This window comes from Variovorax trehalosi (genome assembly GCF_051216415.1).
Classification (GTDB): Bacteria; Pseudomonadota; Gammaproteobacteria; order Burkholderiales; family Burkholderiaceae_C; genus Variovorax.
Map to the genome: position 1 here is coordinate 170,013 of NZ_JBPJZG010000007.1, position 22,606 is coordinate 192,618.

Sequence of the window (22,606 nt, forward strand, 5' to 3'; positions counted from 1 at the left end):
ATGCCCGGCCACCGACGCCCGCAGGGAAAAACCCAACCATGTCGAACACCACTCCACCCACAGAGACACCGCCGGCATCGCCCTACGGCACGCTGCCCCCGGCCTCGACGCCCGCCTCGCGCAAACCCGTGAGCCTGCCGCGCCTGGCCGACATGCACGCGCGCGGCGAGAAGATCTCGATGCTCACCGCCTACGACGCCACCTTCGCGGCGATGGCCGATGCGGCGGGCGTCGATTGCCTGCTGGTCGGCGATTCGCTCGGCATGGTCTGCCAGGGCCTGAACAGCACCGTGGGCGTGAGCCTGGAGACCATGCGCTATCACACCGACAGCGTCTCGCGGGGCCTGCGCCGCGTGCAGGGCACCGCCTGGCTGATTGCCGACCTGCCCTTCGGCAGCTACCAGGAATCGCGCGAGCAGGCGCTGCGCAGCGCCACCGTGCTGATGCAGGCGGGCGCGCACATGGTCAAGCTCGAAGGCGGCGGCTGGACGACCGAGACGGTGCGCTTCCTCGTCGAACGCGGCATTCCGGTGTGTGCGCACCTGGGCCTCACACCGCAGACGGTGCATGCGCTCGGCGGCTACCGGGTGCAGGGCAAGGGCGATGCGGGCGCGCTGCTCAAGCAGCACGCGCATGCATTGCAGGACGCGGGTGCCACGATGCTGGTGCTGGAAATGGTGCCGGCCGCGCTTGCCGCCGAGCTCACCGCGGAGCTCAAGCACTGCGCCACCATCGGCATCGGCGCGGGCAGGGCCACCGCCGGCCAGGTGCTGGTGTTGCACGACATGCTGGGCATCAACCTCGGGAAGATGCCGAAGTTCGTGCGCAACTTCATGGCCGACGCGCCGGGCGTGCTGCCCGCGCTCAAGGCCTACGTGCAGGCCGTCAAGGACGGCAGCTTTCCCGACGATCAACTTCACGCCTGGTAAGGACCGACCATGTACATCGCACACACCATCGCCGAGCTGCGCGACCATCTCTCGGCCTTCAAGCGCCCCGCCTTCGTCCCGACGATGGGCAACCTGCATGACGGCCACATCGCGCTCATCACGCAGGCCAAGCCGCTCGGTGACGTGACGGTGGCGAGCATCTTCGTCAACCGCCTGCAGTTTTTGCCGCACGAAGACTTCGATACCTACCCGCGCACGTGGGAGAGCGACTGCGCCAAGCTGCGCGACGCCGGCTGCGACGTGCTGTTCGCGCCCGACGAGAAGGCGCTCTACCCCGAGCCGCAGACCTGCAAGGTGCATCCCGATCCGGCGCTGGCCGACATCCTCGAAGGGCACTTTCGCCCCGGCTTCTTCATCGGCGTGTGCACCGTGGTGATGAAGCTCTTCACCTGCGTGCAGCCGCGCGTGGCCGTGTTCGGCAAGAAGGACTATCAGCAGCTGATGATGATCCGCCACATGGTGCGGCAGTTCGCGCTGCCGATCGAGATCGTCGGCAGCGAAACCTTCCGCGCCGACGACGGCCTCGCGCTCTCGTCGCGCAACGGCTACCTGAGCGAGACCGAGCGCGCGGAGGCGGTGCAGCTGTCGAAGGCGCTGAAGGCGATGGCGGCAGCCGTGCAATCGGGCGAGCGTGATCTGGCTGCGATCGAAGCGCGGGCCATGCAGACGCTGACCGAGCGCGGCTGGCAACCCGACTACCTCGTGCTGCGGCGCCGCGCCGACCTGCAGGCGCCCTCCTTCGGCCTGCGCGGCGAACCGCTAGTGGCGCTGGCTGCGGCACGGCTGGGAAGCACGCGACTGATCGACAACCTCGAGATCGAGGCGCTGGCTGCATGACCTACAGCGTCAAGGAAATCTTCTACACGCTGCAAGGCGAAGGCGGCCAGGCGGGCATGCCGGCCGTGTTCTGCCGCTTTGCCGGATGCAACCTCTGGACGGGCCGCGAGGAAGACCGCGCCAGTGCCGTATGCCGCTTCTGCGACACCGACTTCGTGGGCACCGACGGCACGCTCGGCGGCAAGTTCAAGAGCGCCGACCAGCTCGCTGACACCATCGCCGCGCAGTGGCCCGCCAACGATGCCGAGCACCGGCTGGTGGTATTGACCGGCGGCGAGCCGCTGCTGCAGGTGGACGCGGCACTGGTCGATGCGCTGCATGCGCGGCGCTTCCGCATCGCGGTCGAGAGCAACGGCACGGTCGCGGCGCCCGAAGGCATCGACTGGCTCTGCATCAGCCCCAAGGCCGGCGCGCCGTGGGTGCAGCAGCGCGGGCAGGAACTCAAGCTGGTGTGGCCGCAGACCGCGTTCGACCTCGACACGATGGCGCGCACCGGCGAATTCACGCACCGTTTCCTGCAACCCATGGATGGCCCCGACCGCGTGGCCAACACCGAACTCTGCATCGCTGAGTGCATGCGCCAACCGGCGTGGCGCCTGAGCGTGCAGACCCACAAGATCACCGGCATCCGATAGCCGCTCGCCTTTTATGCGCTTCACCATCAGCCAACGCTTTTTCTTCGACGCCGCCCACACGCTCAAGCGCGATATCGAAGTGGAAGGCAGCCGCCGTATCCACGGCCATACGTACCACGCCGAAGTCTGGCTTGAGGGCCAGCGCGATCCCGTCACCGGCATGGTCATCGACCTGGGGTTGCTGAGGCGGCGGCTCGACGACGTGCGCGAGCTGCTGGACCATCACCTGCTCGATGACGTGGCGGGGCTGCATCCGCCGACGCTCGAAAACCTGTGCCTCTTCATTGCGGATGCGCTGCCGGAGTTCCGGGTGTCGCTCGCGCGAGTGCGCGTGTGGCGCGAGGCGCTGGGCGATTCCTGCACGCTGGAGTTCTAGCCTTTACTCCCTCTCCCCAGGGGAGAGGGGACAACGCCTCAGGCCGCGCCGATGCCCGCGACGAGGCTTCCAGGCGCCTGACCGTTCTTGAGACCGGCGGTGAACGCCAGCATCCGGTCGATCGGCAGTCGGGCGCGCAGACCCAGCGCCGGATCGACGTGGATTTCGCCCGCCCCGGTTTCCAGCGCATTCGCCAGTTCGGCCAGCCCATTCATCGCCATCCACGGGCAATGCGCGCAGCTCTTGCACGTGCCGCCGTTGCCAGCCGTCGGCGCCTCGATGAAAGTCTTGCCGGGGTTCAGCGTTCGCAGCTTGTGCAGCATGCCGGTGTCGGTGGCGACGATGAATTCCTTCGCGTCCATGCGCTGTGCCGCATTCAGGATCGCCGATGTCGAGCCGACCGCATCCGCCAGCGCGATCACATCGGCCGGCGACTCCGGATGCACCAGCACCTTCGCCGACGGGTGTTCCTTGATGAGCAGTTCGAGCTCCAGCGCCTTGAACTCGTCGTGCACGATGCAGGCGCCGTTCCAGCTGACCATGTCCGCACCGGTCTGGCGCTGGATGTAGTCGCCCAGGTGGCGGTCCGGCCCCCAGAGAATCTTGCGCCCCTGTGCGTGCAGCGCGCCCACCACATCGAGCGCGCAGCTCGATGTGACCAGCCAGTCGGCACGCGCCTTCACAGCCGCGCTGGTGTTGGCGTAGACGACCACGGTGCGGTCGGGGTGCTGGTCGCAGAAGGCACTGAATTCCTCGACCGGGCAACCCAGGTCGAGCGAACAGTTCGCGTCCAGGTCGGGCATCAGCACGCGCTTTTCGGGCGAGAGGATCTTGGAGGTCTCGCCCATGAAGCGCACGCCCGACACCACCAGCGTGGTGGCGGCGTGGTCGCGGCCGAAGCGCGCCATCTCGAGCGAATCGCTCACGATGCCGCCGGTTTCCTCGGCCAGGTCCTGCAGGTCGGGATGCACGTAGAAGTGCGACACCATCACCGCGTTACGCTCCCGCAGCAGGCGGCGGATGCGCTCCTTCAGCGCGACGCGCTGGTCCGGCGAGGGCTCGGCGGGCACGCGTGCCCAGGCGTGACGCGTGTCGCAGACGGCGCCGGCCTTCGCAGCGGGTTGCTCATAGTCGACATCGATGACCGGGGACGACATGGGCGGATCAGCCTTCCTGGAAACGCATCGAGTAGTCGATGGCTTTGACATCCTTGGTCAACGCGCCTACCGAGATGCGGTCGACACCGGTCTCGGCCAGGGCGCGGAGACCCTCGAGTGTGACGCCGCCCGAAATCTCCAGCACGGCCTTGCGGCCTTCGCCCGCCTCGTCGTTGATTCGGACGGCTTCGCGCAGCGTGGGCAGGTCCATGTTGTCGAGCAGCACCATGCGCACGCCAGCGCCGAGCGCCTCGCGCAACTGGTCCAGCGTTTCGACCTCGACCTCGACGAAAGCCGCCTGCGAGGCCACCGGCGCCACCGCGCGCAAGGCGGCAGCGACACCGCCGGCTGCGGCGATGTGGTTTTCCTTGATGAGCACCGCGTCGTAGAGACCAATGCGGTGGTTCAGGCCGCCGCCGGTGCGCACCGCGTACTTCTGCGCGAGGCGCAGCCCCGGCAGGGTCTTGCGGGTGTCCACGATGCGGGCGCGCGTGCCTTTCACAGCGTCGGCGTACAGCGCGGTCTTGGTAGCGACCGCGCTCAGCAATTGCAGGAAATTGAGCGAGGTGCGCTCGGCTGTCAGCAGCGCGCGGGCGGTGCCTTCGATTTCCAGCACCGTCTGGTCGGCCGCGCAGCGCTCGCCTTCGGCGCAGAGCCAGGTGATGCGCACCTGCGGATCGAGTTGCCGCAGCGTGGCTTCGACCCACGGCGCGCCGCACACCACGGCGGATTCGCGCGCCAGCACGCGGGCGCGGGCCTTGCGGTCCGGATCGACCAGCGAGGCGGTCAGGTCGCCGTCGGCGACGTCTTCCTGCAATGCCCGGGTGGCATCGGCGAGGGCCAGCGCGGCCACGGCCGACGCTGAAAAATCGAAGCGAAGGCTCATGGCGCTTTGTCTCTGCGTTTTTTAAGAAGATTGACGAGGGGATGCCGCCGCGCCAGACGGGACCGACTCCGGCACCGGGTCGCGACCGGTCAGGGCGGCAACGGCGTCCTTCGGGCTCACCCGGCCGTCGAGCAGCGCCACCACGCCTTCCGCGATCGGCATCTCGAGCCCCAGGCCACGGGCGCGCTGCACCACGGTGCGCGCGCAGTACACGCCTTCGGCAACGTGGCCGAGCGAATCGACAGCCTGCGCCAGCGTGCGGCCCTGGGCCAGCAGCAAGCCGACCTTGCGGTTGCGCGACAGGTCGCCGGTGGAAGTCAGCACGAGATCGCCGAGGCCCGAAAGGCCCATGAAGGTTTCGGCGCGGGCGCCGAGCGCGAGGCCGAAGCGGGTCATTTCGGCAAGGCCGCGGGTGATGAGCGCCGCGCGGGCGTTGAGCCCGAGCGCAAGGCCGTCGCACAGGCCCGTGGCGATGGCGAGCACGTTCTTGACCGCGCCGCCGACCTCGACGCCGACGATGTCCTCGTTGGCGTAGACGCGCAGGGCCGGTCCGTGGAAGGCATCGACGAGCGCATCGCGCACCGCCGCATGCGGGCTGGCAGCGACCAGCGCGGTCGGGCGGCCTTCGGCGACTTCCTGCGCGAAGCTCGGGCCGCTGAGCACGCCGGCCATCAAATCAGGAGCGACCTGTGCCCATATTTCGTGGGCGAGCAGGCCGAAGGATGTGGCATCGAGCGCGGGTTCCACGCCCTTGCAAAGCCATGCCACCGGCACGGTGCAGCCGCGCAGCGAGACGAGCTGTTCGCGCAGGGCCGCCATCGGCGTGGCGACGATGATGAGGTCGGCGCCAGCATGCGCCTGGCCGATATCGCCCGCGCGCACGGCGAGCGAGGCCGGCAGCGCCAGCCCCGGCAGGTAGCGGGTGTTTTCGCGGGCCTTCGAGATGGCATCGGCCTGGGCCGCGTCGCGTGCCCAGAGCGTGACCTCGTGGCGAGCGGCCGCGTTGACAGCAACGGCCGTGCCCCAGGCACCGGCGCCATGAACGCAGATCTTCATCGGCGTTGGCGGCGTTGTGCAGACTTACTGCGCGAGGGTCGATGCAGGCTGGCCGGCGGCCTGTGCCTGCTGCTGCTCGTACATCGCCTGGAAGTTGATTTCAGCCAGGTGCACGGGCGGGAAGCCGCCGCGCTGGATCACGTCGGCCACGTTGCCGCGCAGGTACGGGTAGACGATCTGCGGGCAGGCGATGCCGAGGATGGCACCCATCTGGTCTTCGGGCAGGTTGCGGATCTCGAAGATGCCGGCTTGCTTGGCTTCGACCAGGAACACGGTCTTGTCGCCGATCTTGGTCTGCACGGTGGCCGAGACGGTGATCTCGAAGATGCCGTCGGTCACGGGCTGGGCGTCCACGCCGAGCTGGATGTCGACGGTGGGTTGCTCCTGCTCCAGCAGGATCGCGGGCGAATTGGGTTGTTCGAGCGACAGGTCCTTGAGGTAGACGCGCTGGATCTGGAAGATGGGATCTTGGGCTTGCTGGTCGGCCATGGCTGAACTTTCGAGGATCAAAACAATGCCCGCCGGGGAGAGGTTCCCGCAGCGGGCTGCAGATGGATGAGCAGACGATTATCGCCCGCCCGCAAGACGGGTCCGGCTACGCCCTGTTTCAGGCGGCCTGGAGCAGCGGCACGAGGCCGCCGCGGCTGTCCAGGGCCATCAGGTCGTCGCAACCGCCCACGTGGGTGTCGCCGATGAAGATCTGCGGCACCGTGCGGCGCTGGGTGATCTCCATCATGGTGTTGCGGGCCTGCGGATCGGTGTCGATGCGGATCTCTTCGATCTGCTCGACGCCCTTGGACTTGAGGATTTGCTTCGCACGCGTGCAGTAGGGGCAAACGGCGGTGGTGTACATCTTGACTGCTTGCATACGCTGTATCTCGGGGAGGTTTCAGGCCTTTTCAACCGGCAGGTTAGCCTCTTTCCAGGCCTTGAGCCCGCCGGCGACCGCTTGGGCCTGCTCGTAGCCGAGTTTCTTGGCCATGGCCACGGCACGCTGGGCGCGGGCGCCGGTGGCGCACACCAGGAGGAGCGGCACGTTCTTGTTCTTGACCGTGCTGGCCAGCTTCTCGTCGAGCTGGTTCAGGGGCACGTTCTTCGCGCCGATCATGTGGCCGGTGGCGAACTCTTCGGGTTCGCGCACGTCGACCAGCACGGCGCGCTCGCGGTTGATGAGCTGCACGGCGCCCTGGGCCGTGAGCGTCCCGCCGCCAGAACCCCGGATCAGCGGCCAGGCCAGCATGCCGCCCGAGCTGAGTGCGATCAGGATCAGCATCCAGTTCGCGGTGACGAATTCGATCAATTTCACGGGGGTTCCTTGGATGGCAAACCCAGGATTTTAGAATGCTGGTTTTCCCAAGCGCTTCCAAAGGCCTCCCACATGCACAAACTGGTACTGATCCGCCATGGTGAATCGACCTGGAACCTCGAAAACCGCTTCACCGGTTGGACCGACGTCGACCTGACCGAGACCGGCGTGGAGCAGGCCAAGCAGGCCGGCCGGCTGCTCAAGGCCGAGGGCTACGACTTCGATGTCGCCTACACCAGCGTGCTCAAGCGCGCCACCCGCACGCTCTGGCACACGCTCGACGAACTCGACCGCACGTGGCTCCCCGTGGTGCACTCCTGGCGCCTGAACGAGCGCCATTACGGCGGACTGCAGGGCCTGAACAAGGCGGAAACCGCCAAGAAGTACGGCGATGAGCAGGTGCTGGTCTGGCGCCGCAGCTACAGCACCCCGCCGCCGGCGCTGGAAGCGGACGACCCGCGCAGCGAACGCAGCGACGTGCGCTACGCCAAGCTCTCGCCCGAGCAGATTCCGTTGACCGAGTGCCTCAAGGACACGGTCGCACGCGTGCTGCCGTTCTGGAACGAATCGATGGCGCCGGCCATCCGCACCGGGCGCCGCCTGGTCGTGGCGGCCCACGGCAATTCGATCCGGGCGCTGGTGAAGTACCTGGACGGCATCTCGGACGACGCCATCGTCGGGCTGAACATCCCGAACGGCATTCCGCTGGTCTATGAGCTCGACGACGATCTCAAGCCCCTGCGCCACTACTACCTGGGCGATGCCGCCGCTGCCGAGAAGGCCGCCGCCGCGGTGGCTTCGCAAGGCAAGGGCTGAGAAAAGAAAACCCCGCGTGCCGGTCCCCCGTGGAACCCCGGCAAACAAATTGCTTCCAAGCTGTGTATATTGGTTCGACAGCCGCCGACAAGGACAACCACTCATGATGGGCCAGAAACTGAAGATCACCGGCTGGGTCGCCGCCGGCGCCGTAGCTGGCGTCCTGACCACCGTCTCCCTGCAGACGGTCGCACGCGGATCGCTTGCGCCGCTCCCGCTCGAGGAATTGCAGCAGCTCGCTGCCGTGTTCGGCATGGTCAAGAGTGACTATGTCGAACCGGTCGACGAGAAGAAGCTCATTTCCGACGCCATTTCCGGCATGGTCGCCGGGCTCGACCCACATTCCCAGTACTTCGACAAGAAGTCCTTCAAGGAATTCAGGGAAGGCACGACCGGCCGCTTCGTCGGCGTCGGCATCGAGATTTCCCAGGAAGACGGGCTCATCAAGGTGGTCTCGCCCATCGAAGGCTCCCCAGCCTTCCGTGCCGGCTTGAAGCCGAACGACCTGATCACCAAGATCGACGACACGGCCGTGCGCGGCCTCTCGCTCAACGAAGCCGTCAAGCGCATGCGCGGCGAGGCCAATACCAAGGTGCTGCTCACCATCTTCCGCAAGGACGAGAGCCGCACCTTCCCGGTCACGATCACGCGCGAAGAGATCCGTACCCAGTCGGTGCGCGGCAAGATCATGGAGCCGGGCTACGGCTGGATCCGCCTGTCGCAGTTCCAGGAACGCACCGTCGACGACTTCGTGAAGAAGGTCGAGGACCTCTACAAGGAAGACCCGAACCTCAAGGGCCTGGTGCTCGACCTGCGCAACGACCCGGGTGGCCTGCTCGACGCGGCGGTGGCGGTGTCGTCGGCCTTCCTGCCCGAGAACGTGACGGTGGTGACCACCGACGGCCAGCTGGCCGAAAGCAAGTCGGTCTACAAGGCGGCGCCCGAGTTCTACCAGCGCCGCTCCGGCAGCGACCCGCTGCGCAACCTGCCGGCCGCGCTCAAGAACGTGCCGCTGGTGGTGCTGGTCAACGAAGGCTCGGCCTCCGCCAGCGAAATCGTGGCCGGTGCACTGCAGGACCACAAGCGCGCGATCGTCATGGGCAGCCAGACCTTCGGCAAGGGCTCGGTGCAGACCGTGCGCCCGCTCGGTCCGGACACCGGCCTCAAGATCACCACGGCGCGCTACTACACGCCGAGCGGCACCTCGATCCAGGCCAAGGGCATCGTGCCCAACGTGCTGGTCGATGAAAGCGCCGAAGGCAGCCCGTTCGCAGCCCTGCGCATGCGCGAGGCCGACCTCGAGAAGCACCTGGCCAGCGGCCAGGGACCGGAAACCAAGGACCCGGAACGCGAAAAGGCCCGCGACGAAGCGCGCAAGCGCCTCGAGGAAGAGGCCAAGAAGCCGCCGCAGGATCGCAAGGCGCCCGAGTTCGGCACCGACAAGGACTTCCCGCTCGTGCAGGCGCTCAACCGCCTCAAGGGCCAGCCTGTGCTCGTGAGCAAGACGCAGATCATTGTCGAGAACAAGGACGAGAAGAAGGAAAACTAAAAACCGGTGACCGGGCCGCACTCACGGTGCGGTTCGCGCCGGCGGCGGTTTCTTCATTCGCGCGCGCATGGACGATCATGACCTGCTGCGCTATTCGCGCCACATCCTCCTGGAAGAGTTCGGCATCGACGGCCAGGCGCGCGTCAGTGCCGGCCGCGCATTGGTCATCGGCGCGGGCGGGTTGGGTTCTCCTGTAGCGCTCTACCTGGCAGCAGCCGGTGTCGGCCATATCACGCTGGTGGACGACGACGAGGTCGACCTCACCAACCTCCAACGCCAGGTCGCCCACACCAACGCCCGCGTGGGCAGCCCCAAGGTCGAATCGGCCGCCCAGGCGATGCGCGACATCAACCCCGACATCGCCATCGAGACTTACGCCCTGCGCGCCGACGAAGCCCTGCTGTCACGCCTCGTCGCGTCAGCCGACGTCGTGATCGATTGCTGCGACAACTTCGCGACGCGCCACGCCGTGAACCGCGCCTGCGTGACGCACGGCAAGCCATTGGTGGCAGGCGCCGCCATCCGCTTCGACGGCCAGCTGAGCGTGTACGACACCCGCGACGCGGCCTCCCCCTGCTATGCCTGCCTGTTCCCGCCCGATGCGGCCTTCGAGGAAACGCGCTGCGCGGTGTTGGGTGTGTTCGGCCCCGTGGTCGGGACCATCGGCACGCTGCAGGCCAGCGAGGCCTTGAAGCTGCTCGCGGGCATCGGCCCCTCGCTGGCCGGCAAGCTGCTGATGTTCGACGGGCGCAGCACCAGCTTCGACACCCTGCGCGTCGCGCGCGACCCGCACTGCAGCGTCTGCGCGCAGCGCCCTTCTTCCAACGCTTAGGGCTGCTTCGCGCCCTTGGCCCGGGCTGCGCCCTGGGCCGCGGCACCTGCGGTGGGCTTGTTGGCCTCCGCCACCACGTCCTTGCAGTCGGCATCCTGCCCCGGCCCGGTCTCGATGGTCGCGGCCAGTGCAAGCAGCGGATTGATCGCGCCGAGCGCGAGTGCGGCCAGGCCGCGACCCGCCAACGGTGCCACCGCAACGCCGCCCGACGGAGATCCGAAGGTGCCGCCGACGACCAGCGGGGTGCGCAGCGAGAGGATGTTCTTGGACTTCGGCTCCGGATGAACCACGAAGTCCAGCGTCTCGTTCGCGAGGCTGGCCTGCCCGGTGGCGGTAAAGAGCGCATTGGTCGTGTCCACCACGAGCGTGCGCCCGGTCATCAGGCCCTTGTTGACGTCGAACGCCACGGCTGCGCAGCGCAGCTCGACATTGCGGTCGCCGCGCAGCAGGAACTTGATGATGTCCCCGCCCACCAGCGTCGCGAACACCGGGAGCAGGTTGCCGAACTGGCCGCGCCCCGCCATCACCGCCACATCGCCCGACGACCCGCCGAGCCACGTGGCCACCGAGTTGCCCGAGCCGGAGAGGTTGAGCCGCCCGTCGAGCCGGCCGACGCTGTTGCCCGTGGTTTCCAGCTTGGGGAACAGGCGCGCAAGCTGCATGCCGCGCAGGTCGAGCGAGGCGCGGATGTCCGCCGGATTCTTCGCCGCGTCGATGCGGATCGCGCCGGCCAGCTTGCCGCCGCCCACGCCCAGGTCGAGCGGATCGAGCGTCAGCACGCCGTCTTTCAGCTTCACCTGCACGCTGCCGCGGTCGAGCGGGATCTCGCGCACGTTCTGGATGCGGTCGGCGGTGTACTTGACGTCGGCGTTCATGGCGCGCAGGCGCTCGAAGTCCAGCGGCGCCGTCGGCAGCACCTTGGCCGCCACCGGTCGCTTCACCTGCGTGATGCTCGGCGGCGGCGCCACGCCTTCGACCGCGCCGGCCGATCGCGCCGTGGGCGGCAGGCCGATGAGCGGGCCGAGGTCGTCCATGTCCATCACCTTGGAGCGCAGGTCGCCGGCCAGGTGCGGCACCTGGGTGGCCTGGTCGAACCGCATGTCCCCGGCAATGTCGGACAGGCCCAGCTTGCCCTTGAGGCCTGCCACCTGCCAGAGCGTGCCGCGCTTGCTCAGGTCGCCGCTCAGCGCATAGGGCGAGGTTTGCGGCAGCGCGATGCCCAGCAGCGGGAACAGCGCGCCCAGCGTCTGGCCCTTGAGTTGGAACTTGGCGTCGATGCCGTCGAGCCCCGCGAGTTCGGCGACGGTGCCGGACGCCTTGAGCTTGGTCTGGCCCGCGGCCGCGTTGATCTCGAGCGGGAACGGCGGTGCGCCGGCCGCGTTGATCTGCAGCACGTTGCCCGTGCGCCCGTCGGCCGTCAGCGGCTGGCCCTTGTAGCGGCCCTTGATGCTGTAGCTTAGGGGCATCGCACCCAGGCTCGTGTCGTACTTCACGTCGGCGTGCAGGTCGACACCCAAGTGCTTGGCGAGGAAATCGATGGCCCCGCTGTCGATCTGCATGAGGCCGATGCTCGGCACGGTGCCTCCGTCGGAGGTGTCCTTGCCGAACGCCCAGGTGCGGCGCCCGTCCTGTTCCATCTGCAGCCCGAGGGTGGGCGAGAAAAGCGCCAGGCGCGGAATGACGATCTTGCTGGTGACCAGCGGCCAGATGCGGATGTCGAACTCGGCGCGATCCGCCTTCACGAGATAAGGGTCGCGCGCCCACGAGGGGTTGGCGAACTCGATGCCGTCGAACTTGACGGTGGCGGCGCGCCAGCCCAGGTCCACGTCGAGCCGCCGCGTGATCTCGAACTTGCGCCCGGTCTTCTCGCTCACGTAGCGATTGACCGGCTCGCGCAGCACGTCCCACGGAAAAAACATGAGGACGACCAGCAAGGCGACGGACAGCAGCACGAGCGACGCCAGCAATTTTTGCCACAGCGGGCGGGAGCCGAGGATGTTCGTAGCCATGTCTGCTTGGATAACCTTTTTCAAACCGCGCACAGGTCGGCAACCAACCGCACCGACCGTGCGGTATTGCCTACGGCCGCAGCGCAGCAAGCGATGTCGTCGGAACACGCCTACAACGCCCGGCCCATGAACCCTGCATGATGCGCTTCGGCGAAGCCTCAAGCTCCCTTTGCAGGCATGCCCAGTAGCGGAACGCTAGGGATGCACCCGCCAACGTGAGAGGAAGCGCGGCTCGGCATGGACTCCAGATTGCAGACATACATCGTCGAAGACAACCTCACGATCCGTAAAAACCTCATTGGCACTCTGGAAGAACTCACTTGCACCACGGTCGTCGGGTTCGCCGAGACCGAAGACCACGCACGCGCATGGCTGCTCCACGCCGACAACAAGTGGGACCTTGCCATCGTCGATCTTTTTCTCAAGCAGGGAAGCGGCCTCGGTGTCCTGCAGGCCTGCCGGTCACGCGGTCCGACCCAGAAGGTGGTGGTGCTCAGCAACTATGCGACGCCCGACATCCGGCGGCGCTGCGCCGAATTCGGTGTGGACGCGGTGTTCGACAAGTCGAACGAGATCGACGCGCTGGTCGACTTCTGCCTCCAGCAGGCGAAGGCATTGCGCGCTTCGCCCGGAAATTAGCCCCAAGCCTGGCAGCTCAGTCGATGAGCTTGTTCTTCAGCGCGTAGTACGTGAGGTCGCTGTTGGAGGAGAGGTTCATCTTCTCCATCAGGCGCGTGCGATAGGTGCTCACCGTCTTCACCGACAGCGACAGTGTCTTGGCGATGTCGCCCGCGGTCTCGCCCTTGGCCAGCTTCAGGAACACCTGGAACTCGCGTTCGGAGAGCTGTTCGTGCGGCGCGGCGTCGTCCTTGCGGTCGAGCTGGCGCGCGAGCAGTTCGGCAACAGCTGGCGTGATGTAGCGGCGGCCCAGCGAGATGGTGCGGATCGCGTTCACGATCTCGATCGGATCGCATTCCTTGTTCAGGTAGCCGCTCGCGCCCTGGCGGATCAGGTTCATCGCGTAGTGCTCTTCGGGGTAACCGCTCAGGATCAGGATGCCGACATCCGGCGCCTTGGCGCGGATCATGGCGAGCGCGTCGATGCCGCTCTGCCCGGGCATGGAAAGGTCCATCACCAGCACGTCGAGCTCGGTGGTACGCACGAGCTCGATGGCTTCGCGCCCGCTGGCCGCCTCGCCCGCCACGCGCAGGTCCACGTGCTCGGAGAAGAACTGCCGGAGCCCCGATCGCACGATGGCGTGGTCGTCCACAATTCCGATTTTGATCATCTGTTACTTTCGTCGTTGTGTTGCGCGCATCTAGGCCGCAACATGCCGGTCCCTGAATTGTTGTCAATTATTGACGAACTTGCGTTCAACGCAGCTTTGAAAGTTTCATGCACTGGCTAGCCCCTCCAAGAATGGCCTTGAGCCTGTTGCTCGCGGCGCTGGCTGCGCTGGCCCTCATCGGCATCAACGAGGCCGGATTTCGCCAGTCCACCCGCTCTCTGGCGGACATCGACGAAGCGCAGAAGGGGCGCGGCGTGGTCAACCAGATCCTGCAGAACATGCTCGACGCCGAGACCGGCCAGCGAGGTTATCTGCTGACGGGCGAGGCCAGCTACCGGCAGCCGTACGACAGGGCGATCAAGGAGGTCGACGGCAATCTGGCGACCCTGCGCCAGCTTTACACCGACCGGCCGGCCGAACTCGCCCAGATCGCCGAGCTTTCGAAGCACGTGCTGCGCAAGGTCGCCGAGATGGACATGAGCGTGCGGCTGCGCCAGGACGGCAAGGAAGACGCCTGGAAGTTCGTCATCACGACCGACGTCGGGCGGGAGGAAATGGACGCCATCCGGGCCACGGCCCTGCAGCTGGTCAACGTGAGCAACAAGACCCTGCACGACGGCCAGGTACAGGTGCTCAGGTCACTGCAGCTCGCGCGCATCGGCACGGCCATCGTGGCGCTGGCCGCGCTGATCGCCTTCTTTCTCTACCTGCGGCAGACGCATGCCTTGCGCTCCATCGGTGAGCGCCAGCAGGAAGCACTGCAGCGCGAACGCAATGCACTCGAAGACGAGGTGCGCGAGCGCACCGCCTCGCTGGCCGAGCTGGCCACCCACCTGCAGGACGTGCGGGAAACCGAGCGCGGCTACCTCGCGCGCGAGCTGCACGACGAGCTGGGCTCGCTGCTCACCGCTGCCAAGCTCGACGTGGCACGCCTGAAGTCGCGGCTGGCGGAGTCGCCCGACGCCATCCAGCGGCTGCAGCATCTGACCGAGCTGCTCAACAGCGGCATCGCGCTCAAGCGCCGCATCATCGAAGACCTGCGGCCCTCGTCGCTGTCGAACCTCGGGCTGGTCGCGTCGCTGGAGATCCTGGGGCGCGAGTTTGCCGAGCGCTCGGGGCTCCAGGTCGAGATGGCGCTGGAGCCGGTGACGCTGGACGAATCGCGCCAGCTCACGATCTACCGGATGGTGCAGGAGGGCCTGACCAACATCAGCAAGTACGCCGAAGCCGGCGAAGCGACCATCGTGATGAAGAACTACGAGACCCACGTGATCGTGGAGGTCTCGGACAACGGCAAGGGCTTCGACACGCAGCGCATGCGCCCGTCCACGCACGGCTTGGCGGGCATGCGCCACCGGGTGGAGGCGGCGCGCGGCAAGCTCACGATTTCGTCGACGACCGGCCAGGGCACGCGCCTGAGCGCAATGCTGCCCGTCGTTAAACCAGCCTGAGCGCCATTCGCGGCATTGCGTCACACCCCGGCGCGGGTGGACTCGGTCGTCTCCTACGCTCCTCGCCCCCGGTCGCTGACAGGGGGCCGAGGGGGCCCCACTTAAGGTTGCTCCTGTGCCATCCGATGCTTCTCGCAAAGCCCGGATGCGCCATTCTCAAAAACGACGAGGGAAGCCTCGAAGGAGTTCCACATGCTGCATTACGCCGTGGTGTTTCTGGTTATCGCGCTGATCGCCGCCTTGTTCGGCTTCGGTGGCATCGCTGCCAGCGCAGTCGGGATCGCCAAGATTCTTTTCGTGATCTTCGCGGTGCTCGCCATCGCCAGCTTCCTGGCCGGCTTGCTACGACGCAAGTAGCGTAGTTACGATCAACAGGCTCCCGCATTTCATCTTCCCGAAAAGGACTTTCACATGAACACGACGACCAAGACTCCCTCGCAACTCGCCGACGACGCGCGCCAGACCGCCAACGACGCTGTCGAATCGACCCGCGCCTATGCACAGAACGCGGTGAATGCGGCGGGCGAAAAGGTCCGCGAGCTGCGCCGCGATGCCGAGCCAGCCGTCGAGCAGCTCGCAGCCCGCGTGCAGCAAGCCGTCCAACGCGGCCTGGACGCCGCATCGACCACGAGCGCACGCGCGCAGCGCCGCCTCGAGGCCGCCGCCGACGTCACCGGCCGCTACATCTCCGACCAGCCCGTTCGCTCGGTGCTGCTGGCTGCCGCAGCCGGCGCCGCCATCACGGCCCTCATCGTGCTGGCCAGCCGCCGCAGCCGGGACGACTACTGATCGCTTGAGCTTTTCCCGTTCCCACGATCCCCGGCACCATGCTTCATCCGATTTTCTCCACGGTGCTCGGGCATCCGGATCTCGTCGCTGAACACCTCGCCAACTACGCCGCCCTCGTCCGCCAGGAATCTGCGCAAGCCGGGCGTGGCCTCGTCGCCCGCATCGTCGCGGGGGTGCTGGCAGCCGCCAGCGTCATGCTGGCCCTCGGGCTGATCGGCGTGGCCGTGCTGCTCGGCGTGCTCCATGGCAGCTTTCACTGGGTGCTGGTGGCCGTGCCGGCCGTCGCCGTGGTGATCGCGGCCCTCTGCGGCTGGTATGCGACGCGACCCAGCCCGAGCTACGGTTTCGACGACCTTCGCTCGCAACTGGAGGCCGACCTCCAGGCCCTGCGCACAGCCGGAGCCGACCATGGCCAGTACTGAAACCGGACGTCCCCCGTTGACCCCGCAGCAGCGCCTGGCCATTTCGCGGCGTGCGCTGGTGCGGCAACTCCATGGCGGCGAGGACGCGCGCGACGAGCGCTATCCAGCGTCCGAACCCGACGACGACCTCGAATACGCGCACCACGACGCCTCGACCAGTCCAGCATCTGAACCGCACGCCCGCGGCAAGGGCAACGTATGGGGCTCCGTGGCCCGCAGCGTCGTGCAACGCTGGTGGCGCCGCCATCCCGCCCACGCGGCAGGCCAGCTCGCCCGTCCCCTGCTCGAACACTACGCGCGCAAGGAGCCGGCCAAGCTCATGGCTGCAGCCGCGGCCACCGGCGCCTTGCTGGTGCTCGTGAAGCCGTGGCGGCTGCTGTCGGTCACAGCAGTGCTGGCAGCGGTGCTCAAGACATCCGACGTGGCTGACGTCGTCAACACGTTGATGCAGAAGACCTCAAGCCCCCCACGAAAGGACCCTCCATGAAAGCCGATGCTTCCTCCTCCCGCAAGGCAGCGGAACCGCACAAGCACTTGGTGCTGGACCAAGGCGCGATCGACGCCGCAGGCCAGAGCCTCGACGAAGGCGCCGTGACGCCCAGCTACGGGCCATGGCGCGACGACGTCGTCAAGCTCTTGAACGATGCGCTCGCCACCGAACTGGTGTGCGTGCTGCGCTACAAGCGCCACTACTTCACCGCCAACGGCGTCGCATCGCCCAAGATCGCCGAAGAATTCCTGGTGCACGCGAACGAAGAGTCGGCGCATGCCGACCGCATTGCCGAGCGCATCGTGCAGCTGGGCGGCGAGCCCGACTTCGCGCCCGGCCACCTGCTCGAGCGCAGCCACGCGGGCTACGACGAATCGACCGACCTGCAGGCCATGGTGCGCGCCAACCTCGTGGCCGAGCGCATCGCGGTGGAGTCGTATCGACAGATGATCGTGCTAATCGGCGACAAGGACCCCACCACCCGCCGCATGCTCGAGGACATTCTTTCCGACGAGGAAGAACATGCCGACGAGTTGAAGGACTGGCTCGGCCACTGACCGGCCGACAAACCCGGGGCTTGAACGGCCAACCATGAAAAAGCCCGGACGAACCGGGCTTTTTCATTGAGGGGAAGCCGAACGATCAGCTCTTGACTTCCAGCTCGTTGCTCACCGAGGTCACGCCCTGCACGCCCTTGGCGATTTCCTCGGCGCGGGCCTTGGCAGCCGCCGTGGGTGCCGGTCCCTTCAGGCTCACCGCACCACCCTTGGTGTCGACGTTGATCTTGATTGCGCTCAGGTCCGGATCCTTGGCGAGGCCCGCGGAGACCGACGCGGTGATGGCCGCATCGTCCACCGTCGCGCTCACGGCGGCACCGGCGTCCTTGACGGCTTCCTTCGCGTTGGCCATGCCTTCCTTCACCTCGGAAGTGGTGCCGGAGGCATCGACCTTCGCCTTGGCGTCCTTCACGGCTTCACCAGTCTTGGCGGCGGCGGTGTCGGCCGCCTGCTCGGTCTTGGCCACCGCGCTGTCGAGCTTTTCGCCGGCGGTGCGGTTGTCCGACTTGTCGCAGGCCGCCAGCGTCAACGCGGCGCCCGCCACGAGCACGGCGAGCCACGCGCGCGAGGACGGCATGGCCATGGGTTGTTGGGGTTTGTTCATTGGAATCCTCCAGTCAATCGCTCACATGGAAATGGAACGAGAAATGGGCTGCACCCTGGTGGCGCAACCTGGGTCGGTCACAGCTTGTCGGCGCCCGACTTGATGGCGTCCTTGGCCTTTTCCTTCACGTCGCCGTAGGTCTTCTGCACCTTGCCGGCGGCCTGGTCGGCGATGCCTTCGCCTTCGAGCTTCTCGTTGCCGACAACCTTGCCGGTCACTTCCTTGAGCTTGCCCTTGGCTTCTTCGACGCGGCCTGCCACTTGGTCCTTGTTCATGTCGATTCCTTCCTGTGTGGATGAGATGCGTGGGCCGGCATGACCCACTCACTTCAATCTAGTCCCCACCCCGCGGGCCGAGACGTCGCCGGAGGCCCGAAGCGGTGTAGGACAAGAAGGCTCAAGCCGTGACGATCCATCCTTCAAGCGGATCGAACTGCACGGGCAATCCGTAGCCGGGACCGGGGCTCGCGGCCCGTTCCAGGCCCCAGGCGACCTGCACGAGGCACAGCACAGCGTCGATGCGGTCGCCGCGGGCGTCGGCCAGCAATTCGGCGCGCTGATCGGCGCCAAGCTGAAGCCGCAGGCCAAGCCGGGTCGTGCCCGCCTCGAGCGCGGCGAGCAGATCGGTGCGGGCCGCGAGGCGCTCGGGCGTCTGCTTCATCAGGTCGTCGCTCTTGTAGCTGCGGCGGCCGATCAGCTCGCGGGCCAGCAGGCCCGGGTAGGCCTCCAGCGCAATGCGCTCGTTGTGGATGCCCGCGTGCAGGCCCGGCAGGCTGGCACCCGCCGCCAGCAGGAGCGGCACGCCCGCATGCAGCATGAAGGCGACCGGCGGATTGACCCACTTCATCGAGGGGCTCGACCCCGCCGGCCCATCAGCCGCCCGGTGCGCAAACTTGCCGCCGACGGGCCGGGCGGCGCAGAAGGCGGCGAAGGTGTCGCGGATTTCGGTGCGGCTCAGGCTCGCGTAGTGCGCCATCAGCGGCGCCCATTCGAGCGGCCATTTCAACTGCTCGACCAGTTCGCGCGGCAGGCTGAACGGAAAGTCGAAACCGCCGACCCATGCGGGCGTCTCGCGCAGCCATTGGCCCCAGGCCTGGAGCGTCGCGAAGCGTTGAAGACTGATCAGCCTGACGCGGCCAGTGCCGGCCATCTCTCCGATGGCCACCACGATCGGCTTGCGTGGGGTCGGCGCGCTCGAGAAATCGCAGCCGAAGAGCATGGCTCGCCTTCCTTCAGCCCAGCGCGAGCGCCACGACGCCGGCCGCGATGAAGAGCGCGCCCAGCAGCCGCAACAACCGATCGCCTTCGCGCAGCAGATGCCCGCCGATCAGCGCGGCGAACAGCATCGACACCTCGCGCGCCGGCGCGACGTGCGAGATCGGCGCCTGCTGCACCGCATAGAGCACGAGCACATAGGACACCGGGCTGATCGCCGCCACCAGCAGCGCGTACTTCCACTGCTCGCGCCACATGCGCGCGGTCGTCACGCGGTCGTGCAGCGCGGCGGGGAGCAGCAGCGCGAGGCGCACGAAGTTGCTCATGTAGTCGAGCAGGATCGGCGACATCGCGAGGAACTTGACCGCGTAGCTGTCGGTCACCGTGTAGGCCGCGATGAATGCGCCCGTCAGCACGCCGTAGCGGATGCCCTTCTGCACCCGCTCGCGCTGGGCCGGGTCGTGCTTCCTGTGAAAGAGGCGCGGCCCGCCGGCCACGAGAAACACGCCGAGCACCACGCCGAAGATGCCGGCCACGCCGACGAGGCTGATCTTCTCGCCGAGGAACAGGATCGCGACCAGCGACGACAGCAGCGGCCCCGAGCCGCGCGCCAGCGGGTAGACCACGGTGAGGTCGGACTTGCGGTAGCCGCGCAGCAAGATGACGTAGTAGAAGACGTGCAGCACGCCGCTCAGCGTGATGAAGCCCCATTCTTTCGCGCCCCATGTCGGCACGACGCTCCAGCCCAGCGTGATGCCCACCGGCGCCCACACCACGGCCATGAACACGCCGCTCTGGAACGCGAAGCGCGCGTCGCCGTTCGCCTTCTTGGCGGCGATGTTCCAGCTGGCATGAATGATCCCGGCCAGCAGGATCAGCGCGAAAGCGGAGAGCGGCACCCCTGAAGACTAGTGGCGGCCGACGATGGCGGCTGTAGCCATCAGTTCTTCGAGCAGCGCCAGCGAGACCTTGCCCGAGACCTTGTAGGGGTCGAGCTCGGGCTTCTCGGAATACTTGAGCAGCGTCGAGGCATTGAGCTTCGAGAGGTTGACCTGCCCCATCGTCCAGCCGCCGAAACGGCGCTCGGAGATTTCCTCGTAGTGCAGCAGCACCACGTCTTTATGGCGCGCATCGCGCTGGATGTGGCCGTAGAGATCGCTGATGGCGTCGCGCCCACCCTCGATGGCCTGCAGGAAGGTACCGGCGCCGTAGCAGAGGATGCCGGTGATGCCGCACGCGGGGTTGTGCGTGCGCGACTTCGCAAGGATCGCCTCGATCGCCGCAGGGCTGGTGTCGACGGCGCGGCTCGCGTAAAGAAGACGGACCAGCATGTTCAGCTCTTTCGTGGCAACAGGGAAAGGAATTCGCGGCGCAGGCTCGGGTCCTTGAGGAACACGCCGCGCATCACGGAGTTGATCATCTTGCTGTCCATCTCCTTCACGCCGCGCCAGGCCATGCAGAAGTGCTCGGCTTCCATGACGAGCGCGAGGCCGTCGGGTTGCGTCTTTTCCTGGATCAGGTCGGCCAGCTGCACCACGGCCTCTTCCTGGATCTGCGGACGTCCCATGACCCACTCGGCCAGGCGCGCGTACTTCGAGAGGCCGATCACGTTGGTGTGCTCGTTGGGCATCACGCCGATCCAGAGCTTGCCGATGATCGGGCAGAAGTGGTGCGAGCAGGCGCTGCGCACGGTGATCGGGCCGACGATCATCAGCTCGTTCAGGTGCTCGGCGTTGGGGAATTCGGTGAGCGCGGGCGGCGGCACATAGCGGCCGCGGAACACCTCGTTGAGGTACATCTTGGCCACGCGGCGCGCGGTGTTGTCGGTGTTGTGGTCGTTCGCCACGTCGATGACGAGGCTCTCGAGCACGGCCTTCATCTTGACCTCGACCTCGTCGAGCAGCGACTCCAGCTCGCCCGGCTGGATGAACTCGGCGATGTTGTCGTTGGCGTTGAAGCGCTTGCGCGCTGCATTCAGGCGCTCGCGGATCTTGACGGAGACGGGCGTGCCCTCGTCATCGTCTTTTCGATCGGGGAGCGGTTCGACGTCGGTTTTCCTCAGCATGGCGGGGATCGTACCAGTGAATGACTCCAGGGCATTCGGGCTGCAATGCCCGCCCCTTCTCGGAGAGATGCTATCAATTAGGTAGCGAAAAGTCGGCTACCAGCGGGAGGTGATCGGACATGCGGGCCCAGATCGGGCCGCGCGGAACGGTGCACGAAAGCGGCTCGAGCTTGCGGCCATAAACGAAATCGAGCTGCGCCACCGGCAGCCGCGAGGGATAGGTGAGCGTGCGCGGGCCGCGCAGGTCGCTCGCGTCGCGCAGGCCCATCGCGTTCATGGCGTAGCGCATGCGCGCGCCCCAGTCGTTGAAATCGCCGGCCACGACCACGGCCTCGTGGGCCGGCACCTCGCGGTCGATGAATTCGCGCAGGCGGGCGATCTGCCGCACGCGGCTGCCCTTGATGAGGCCCAGGTGCACCACGATGGCGTGCACCGGCTGACCTTCGACTTCGATCACGACATGCAGCAGCCCGCGCTGTTCGAAGCGATGGTCGGAGATGTCCTGGTGGCCAGTGCGGATCACCGGCCAGCGCGTGAGCAGCGCATTGCCGTGCTCGCCATGGCGCGTGACCGCGTTGGTTTCGTAGACGGCGGTGTAGCCCTCGGGCGCAAGGAAGTCGGCCTGCGGCAATTCGGGCCAGCGCGCGAAGCGGGCCGCGGCCTGCCGGTTCATCTTGCGCACTTCCTGCAGGCAGATGATGTCGGCGTCGAGCTGTTCGATGGCGTGGCCGAGGTTGTGGATCTCCAGGCGCCGGGCAGGCCCGATGCCCTGCACACCCTTGTGGATGTTGTAGGTCGCGACCCGGAGGTTATGCGCTGCGGATGCTGCCGGCTGGTTCATCGCGCAAATTCTGGCAGCAACAGAATGGCTTCGGCGTTCGACGGGGAAAAGCACGCATCGGCCGCTTCGTGGTACGGCAGCCATTGCCAGTCGGTGTGTTCGCGCGGATCGAGCCGGGGCGTCAGACGCTCGGGCACGCAGAGGCCAAACAGGTGCTCGGTGTTGTGCGTGATGCCGGGCTCGTAGCGCGCGCGCCAGCCCGGGTAGATCTCGTAGATGTTGCGCAGCTGCCAGTCGACCAGCTGCGAGGCCAGCGCGGTGCCTTCGCCGCATTCGATGCCGGTTTCCTCGGCCACCTCGCGCGCCGCGGTGAGCGCGAGCGGCTCGTCGACCGCATCCTTGCTGCCGGTGACCGACTGCCAGAACTCGTTGGCATCGGCGCGCCGGATCAGCAGCACATCGAGCGCCGGCGTGTGGATCACGACCAGCACCGACTCCGGGATCTTCCAGGGCCAGGGGCTGGTCGTCATGGCCGT

General features: G+C 67.0%; 30 protein-coding genes. 14 read left to right on the plus strand and 16 right to left on the minus strand.

Annotation, left to right across the window (positions count from 1 at the left end):
* Window positions 1–38: 38 nt before the first annotated feature.
* Genes panB through ACSFA7_RS25515 form a run of 4 tightly spaced genes read left to right on the plus strand, consistent with a single transcriptional unit; the run spans window position 39 to window position 2,798 of the window.
* Window positions 39–929, plus strand: a complete 891-nt coding sequence (panB, locus tag ACSFA7_RS25500) for a 3-methyl-2-oxobutanoate hydroxymethyltransferase (RefSeq protein ID WP_435501944.1) — start codon at window positions 39–41, stop codon at window positions 927–929.
* 9 nt (window positions 930–938) lie between these two features.
* On the plus strand, window positions 939–1,787 hold the full coding sequence (gene panC, locus ACSFA7_RS25505; protein WP_435501945.1) for a pantoate--beta-alanine ligase: 849 nt from the start codon (window positions 939–941) through the stop codon (window positions 1,785–1,787).
* On the plus strand, window positions 1,784–2,422 hold the full coding sequence (gene queE, locus ACSFA7_RS25510; protein WP_093438129.1) for a 7-carboxy-7-deazaguanine synthase: 639 nt from the start codon (window positions 1,784–1,786) through the stop codon (window positions 2,420–2,422). The genes panC and queE overlap by 4 nt, the downstream gene beginning before the upstream one ends.
* 13 nt (window positions 2,423–2,435) lie before the next feature.
* Window positions 2,436–2,798, plus strand: coding sequence for a 6-carboxytetrahydropterin synthase (locus ACSFA7_RS25515; protein ID WP_435501946.1), 363 nt, complete (start codon window positions 2,436–2,438; stop codon window positions 2,796–2,798).
* A gap of 38 nt (window positions 2,799–2,836) precedes the next feature.
* On the opposite strand, the gene nadA is transcribed toward ACSFA7_RS25515, so the two are convergent.
* From nadA to ACSFA7_RS25545, 6 genes are all read right to left on the minus strand, one after another.
* A complete protein-coding gene (gene nadA / locus ACSFA7_RS25520) occupies window positions 2,837–3,955 on the minus strand; it encodes a quinolinate synthase NadA (RefSeq protein WP_435501947.1) in 1,119 nt (372 codons plus the stop codon).
* Window positions 3,956–3,962: 7 nt separating this feature from the next.
* A complete protein-coding gene (gene nadC / locus ACSFA7_RS25525) occupies window positions 3,963–4,841 on the minus strand; it encodes a carboxylating nicotinate-nucleotide diphosphorylase (protein WP_435501948.1) in 879 nt (292 codons plus the stop codon).
* Between the two features lie 21 nt (window positions 4,842–4,862).
* Complete coding sequence (locus tag ACSFA7_RS25530) at window positions 4,863–5,897, minus strand: NAD(P)H-dependent glycerol-3-phosphate dehydrogenase (protein ID WP_435501949.1); 1,035 nt, start codon at window positions 5,895–5,897, stop codon at window positions 4,863–4,865.
* 24 nt (window positions 5,898–5,921) lie between these two features.
* Window positions 5,922–6,386, minus strand: a complete 465-nt coding sequence (gene secB / locus ACSFA7_RS25535) for a protein-export chaperone SecB (protein WP_206175156.1) — start codon at window positions 6,384–6,386, stop codon at window positions 5,922–5,924.
* A 118-nt stretch (window positions 6,387–6,504) separates the two neighbouring features.
* Window positions 6,505–6,765 (minus strand): glutaredoxin 3, encoded by a 261-nt coding sequence (grxC, locus tag ACSFA7_RS25540; RefSeq protein WP_206175157.1) that lies wholly within the window; start codon window positions 6,763–6,765, stop codon window positions 6,505–6,507.
* 21 nt (window positions 6,766–6,786) lie between these two features.
* Window positions 6,787–7,170: a rhodanese-like domain-containing protein gene (locus tag ACSFA7_RS25545; protein WP_218104659.1), complete on the minus strand. Its 384-nt coding sequence runs from the start codon at window positions 7,168–7,170 to the stop codon at window positions 6,787–6,789.
* A gap of 105 nt (window positions 7,171–7,275) precedes the next feature.
* Between ACSFA7_RS25545 and gpmA the strand changes: the two genes are divergently transcribed.
* From gpmA to ACSFA7_RS25560, 3 genes are all read left to right on the plus strand, one after another.
* Window positions 7,276–8,019 carry a 2,3-diphosphoglycerate-dependent phosphoglycerate mutase gene (gene gpmA / locus ACSFA7_RS25550; RefSeq protein WP_435501950.1) on the plus strand — a complete coding sequence of 248 codons (744 nt, stop codon included), beginning with the start codon at window positions 7,276–7,278 and terminating at the stop codon, window positions 8,017–8,019.
* A 106-nt stretch (window positions 8,020–8,125) separates the two neighbouring features.
* On the plus strand, window positions 8,126–9,568 hold the full coding sequence (locus tag ACSFA7_RS25555; protein ID WP_435502121.1) for a S41 family peptidase: 1,443 nt from the start codon (window positions 8,126–8,128) through the stop codon (window positions 9,566–9,568).
* Window positions 9,569–9,635: 67 nt separating this feature from the next.
* Complete coding sequence (locus ACSFA7_RS25560; RefSeq protein ID WP_435501951.1) at window positions 9,636–10,400, plus strand: HesA/MoeB/ThiF family protein; 765 nt, start codon at window positions 9,636–9,638, stop codon at window positions 10,398–10,400.
* On the opposite strand, the gene ACSFA7_RS25565 is transcribed toward ACSFA7_RS25560, so the two are convergent.
* Complete coding sequence (locus tag ACSFA7_RS25565) at window positions 10,397–12,409, minus strand: AsmA family protein (RefSeq protein ID WP_435501952.1); 2,013 nt, start codon at window positions 12,407–12,409, stop codon at window positions 10,397–10,399. The two genes, ACSFA7_RS25560 and ACSFA7_RS25565, sit on opposite strands and share 4 nt — an antisense overlap.
* Window positions 12,410–12,646: 237 nt before the next feature.
* On the opposite strand from ACSFA7_RS25565, the gene ACSFA7_RS25570 reads away from it, so the two are divergent.
* Window positions 12,647–13,048, plus strand: coding sequence for a response regulator (locus tag ACSFA7_RS25570; protein ID WP_435501953.1), 402 nt, complete (start codon window positions 12,647–12,649; stop codon window positions 13,046–13,048).
* Window positions 13,049–13,064: 16 nt separating this feature from the next.
* Here ACSFA7_RS25570 and ACSFA7_RS25575 read toward each other — a convergent pair whose 3' ends face one another.
* Window positions 13,065–13,697: a response regulator gene (locus ACSFA7_RS25575; protein ID WP_007837167.1), complete on the minus strand. Its 633-nt coding sequence runs from the start codon at window positions 13,695–13,697 to the stop codon at window positions 13,065–13,067.
* A 131-nt stretch (window positions 13,698–13,828) separates the two neighbouring features.
* Between ACSFA7_RS25575 and ACSFA7_RS25580 the strand changes: the two genes are divergently transcribed.
* From ACSFA7_RS25580 to ACSFA7_RS25605, 6 genes are all read left to right on the plus strand, one after another.
* Window positions 13,829–15,148 (plus strand): CHASE3 domain-containing protein, encoded by a 1,320-nt coding sequence (locus ACSFA7_RS25580; protein ID WP_435501954.1) that lies wholly within the window; start codon window positions 13,829–13,831, stop codon window positions 15,146–15,148.
* A gap of 192 nt (window positions 15,149–15,340) precedes the next feature.
* A complete protein-coding gene (locus ACSFA7_RS25585) occupies window positions 15,341–15,505 on the plus strand; it encodes a DUF1328 domain-containing protein (RefSeq protein WP_013543146.1) in 165 nt (54 codons plus the stop codon).
* A gap of 54 nt (window positions 15,506–15,559) precedes the next feature.
* Entirely contained in the window at window positions 15,560–15,937 is a 378-nt protein-coding gene (locus tag ACSFA7_RS25590; protein ID WP_093438163.1) for a hypothetical protein, read from the plus strand.
* Window positions 15,938–15,975: 38 nt separating this feature from the next.
* Window positions 15,976–16,359: a phage holin family protein gene (locus ACSFA7_RS25595; RefSeq protein WP_435501955.1), complete on the plus strand. Its 384-nt coding sequence runs from the start codon at window positions 15,976–15,978 to the stop codon at window positions 16,357–16,359.
* Window positions 16,346–16,846 (plus strand): hypothetical protein, encoded by a 501-nt coding sequence (locus tag ACSFA7_RS25600; RefSeq protein ID WP_435501956.1) that lies wholly within the window; start codon window positions 16,346–16,348, stop codon window positions 16,844–16,846. Before ACSFA7_RS25595 ends, ACSFA7_RS25600 begins: the two co-directional genes overlap by 14 nt.
* The gene (locus ACSFA7_RS25605; RefSeq protein ID WP_435501957.1) at window positions 16,843–17,406 is read left to right on the plus strand and encodes a ferritin-like domain-containing protein; all 564 of its coding nucleotides are present in this window, start codon (window positions 16,843–16,845) and stop codon (window positions 17,404–17,406) included. Before ACSFA7_RS25600 ends, ACSFA7_RS25605 begins: the two co-directional genes overlap by 4 nt.
* An 85-nt stretch (window positions 17,407–17,491) precedes the next feature.
* Here ACSFA7_RS25605 and ACSFA7_RS25610 read toward each other — a convergent pair whose 3' ends face one another.
* The 8 genes from ACSFA7_RS25610 to nudB form a co-directional block, all read right to left on the minus strand.
* Window positions 17,492–18,010, minus strand: a complete 519-nt coding sequence (locus tag ACSFA7_RS25610; RefSeq protein ID WP_435501958.1) for a BON domain-containing protein — start codon at window positions 18,008–18,010, stop codon at window positions 17,492–17,494.
* A 77-nt stretch (window positions 18,011–18,087) separates the two neighbouring features.
* Entirely contained in the window at window positions 18,088–18,285 is a 198-nt protein-coding gene (locus ACSFA7_RS25615) for a CsbD family protein (RefSeq protein WP_093057487.1), read from the minus strand.
* A 121-nt stretch (window positions 18,286–18,406) separates the two neighbouring features.
* Window positions 18,407–19,228 carry a DUF429 domain-containing protein gene (locus ACSFA7_RS25620; protein ID WP_435501959.1) on the minus strand — a complete coding sequence of 274 codons (822 nt, stop codon included), beginning with the start codon at window positions 19,226–19,228 and terminating at the stop codon, window positions 18,407–18,409.
* 13 nt (window positions 19,229–19,241) lie between these two features.
* The gene (locus ACSFA7_RS25625) at window positions 19,242–20,123 is read right to left on the minus strand and encodes a DMT family transporter (protein WP_435501960.1); all 882 of its coding nucleotides are present in this window, start codon (window positions 20,121–20,123) and stop codon (window positions 19,242–19,244) included.
* A gap of 9 nt (window positions 20,124–20,132) precedes the next feature.
* Window positions 20,133–20,555 (minus strand): BLUF domain-containing protein, encoded by a 423-nt coding sequence (locus ACSFA7_RS25630; protein ID WP_013543155.1) that lies wholly within the window; start codon window positions 20,553–20,555, stop codon window positions 20,133–20,135.
* A 2-nt stretch (window positions 20,556–20,557) separates the two neighbouring features.
* Entirely contained in the window at window positions 20,558–21,289 is a 732-nt protein-coding gene (gene folE, locus ACSFA7_RS25635; RefSeq protein WP_435501961.1) for a GTP cyclohydrolase I, read from the minus strand.
* 73 nt (window positions 21,290–21,362) lie between these two features.
* Entirely contained in the window at window positions 21,363–22,130 is a 768-nt protein-coding gene (locus tag ACSFA7_RS25640) for an endonuclease/exonuclease/phosphatase family protein (protein WP_435501962.1), read from the minus strand.
* The gene (nudB, locus tag ACSFA7_RS25645; RefSeq protein ID WP_435501963.1) at window positions 22,127–22,600 is read right to left on the minus strand and encodes a dihydroneopterin triphosphate diphosphatase; all 474 of its coding nucleotides are present in this window, start codon (window positions 22,598–22,600) and stop codon (window positions 22,127–22,129) included. The genes ACSFA7_RS25640 and nudB overlap by 4 nt, the downstream gene beginning before the upstream one ends.
* Between the last annotated feature and the right edge of the window lie 6 nt (window positions 22,601–22,606).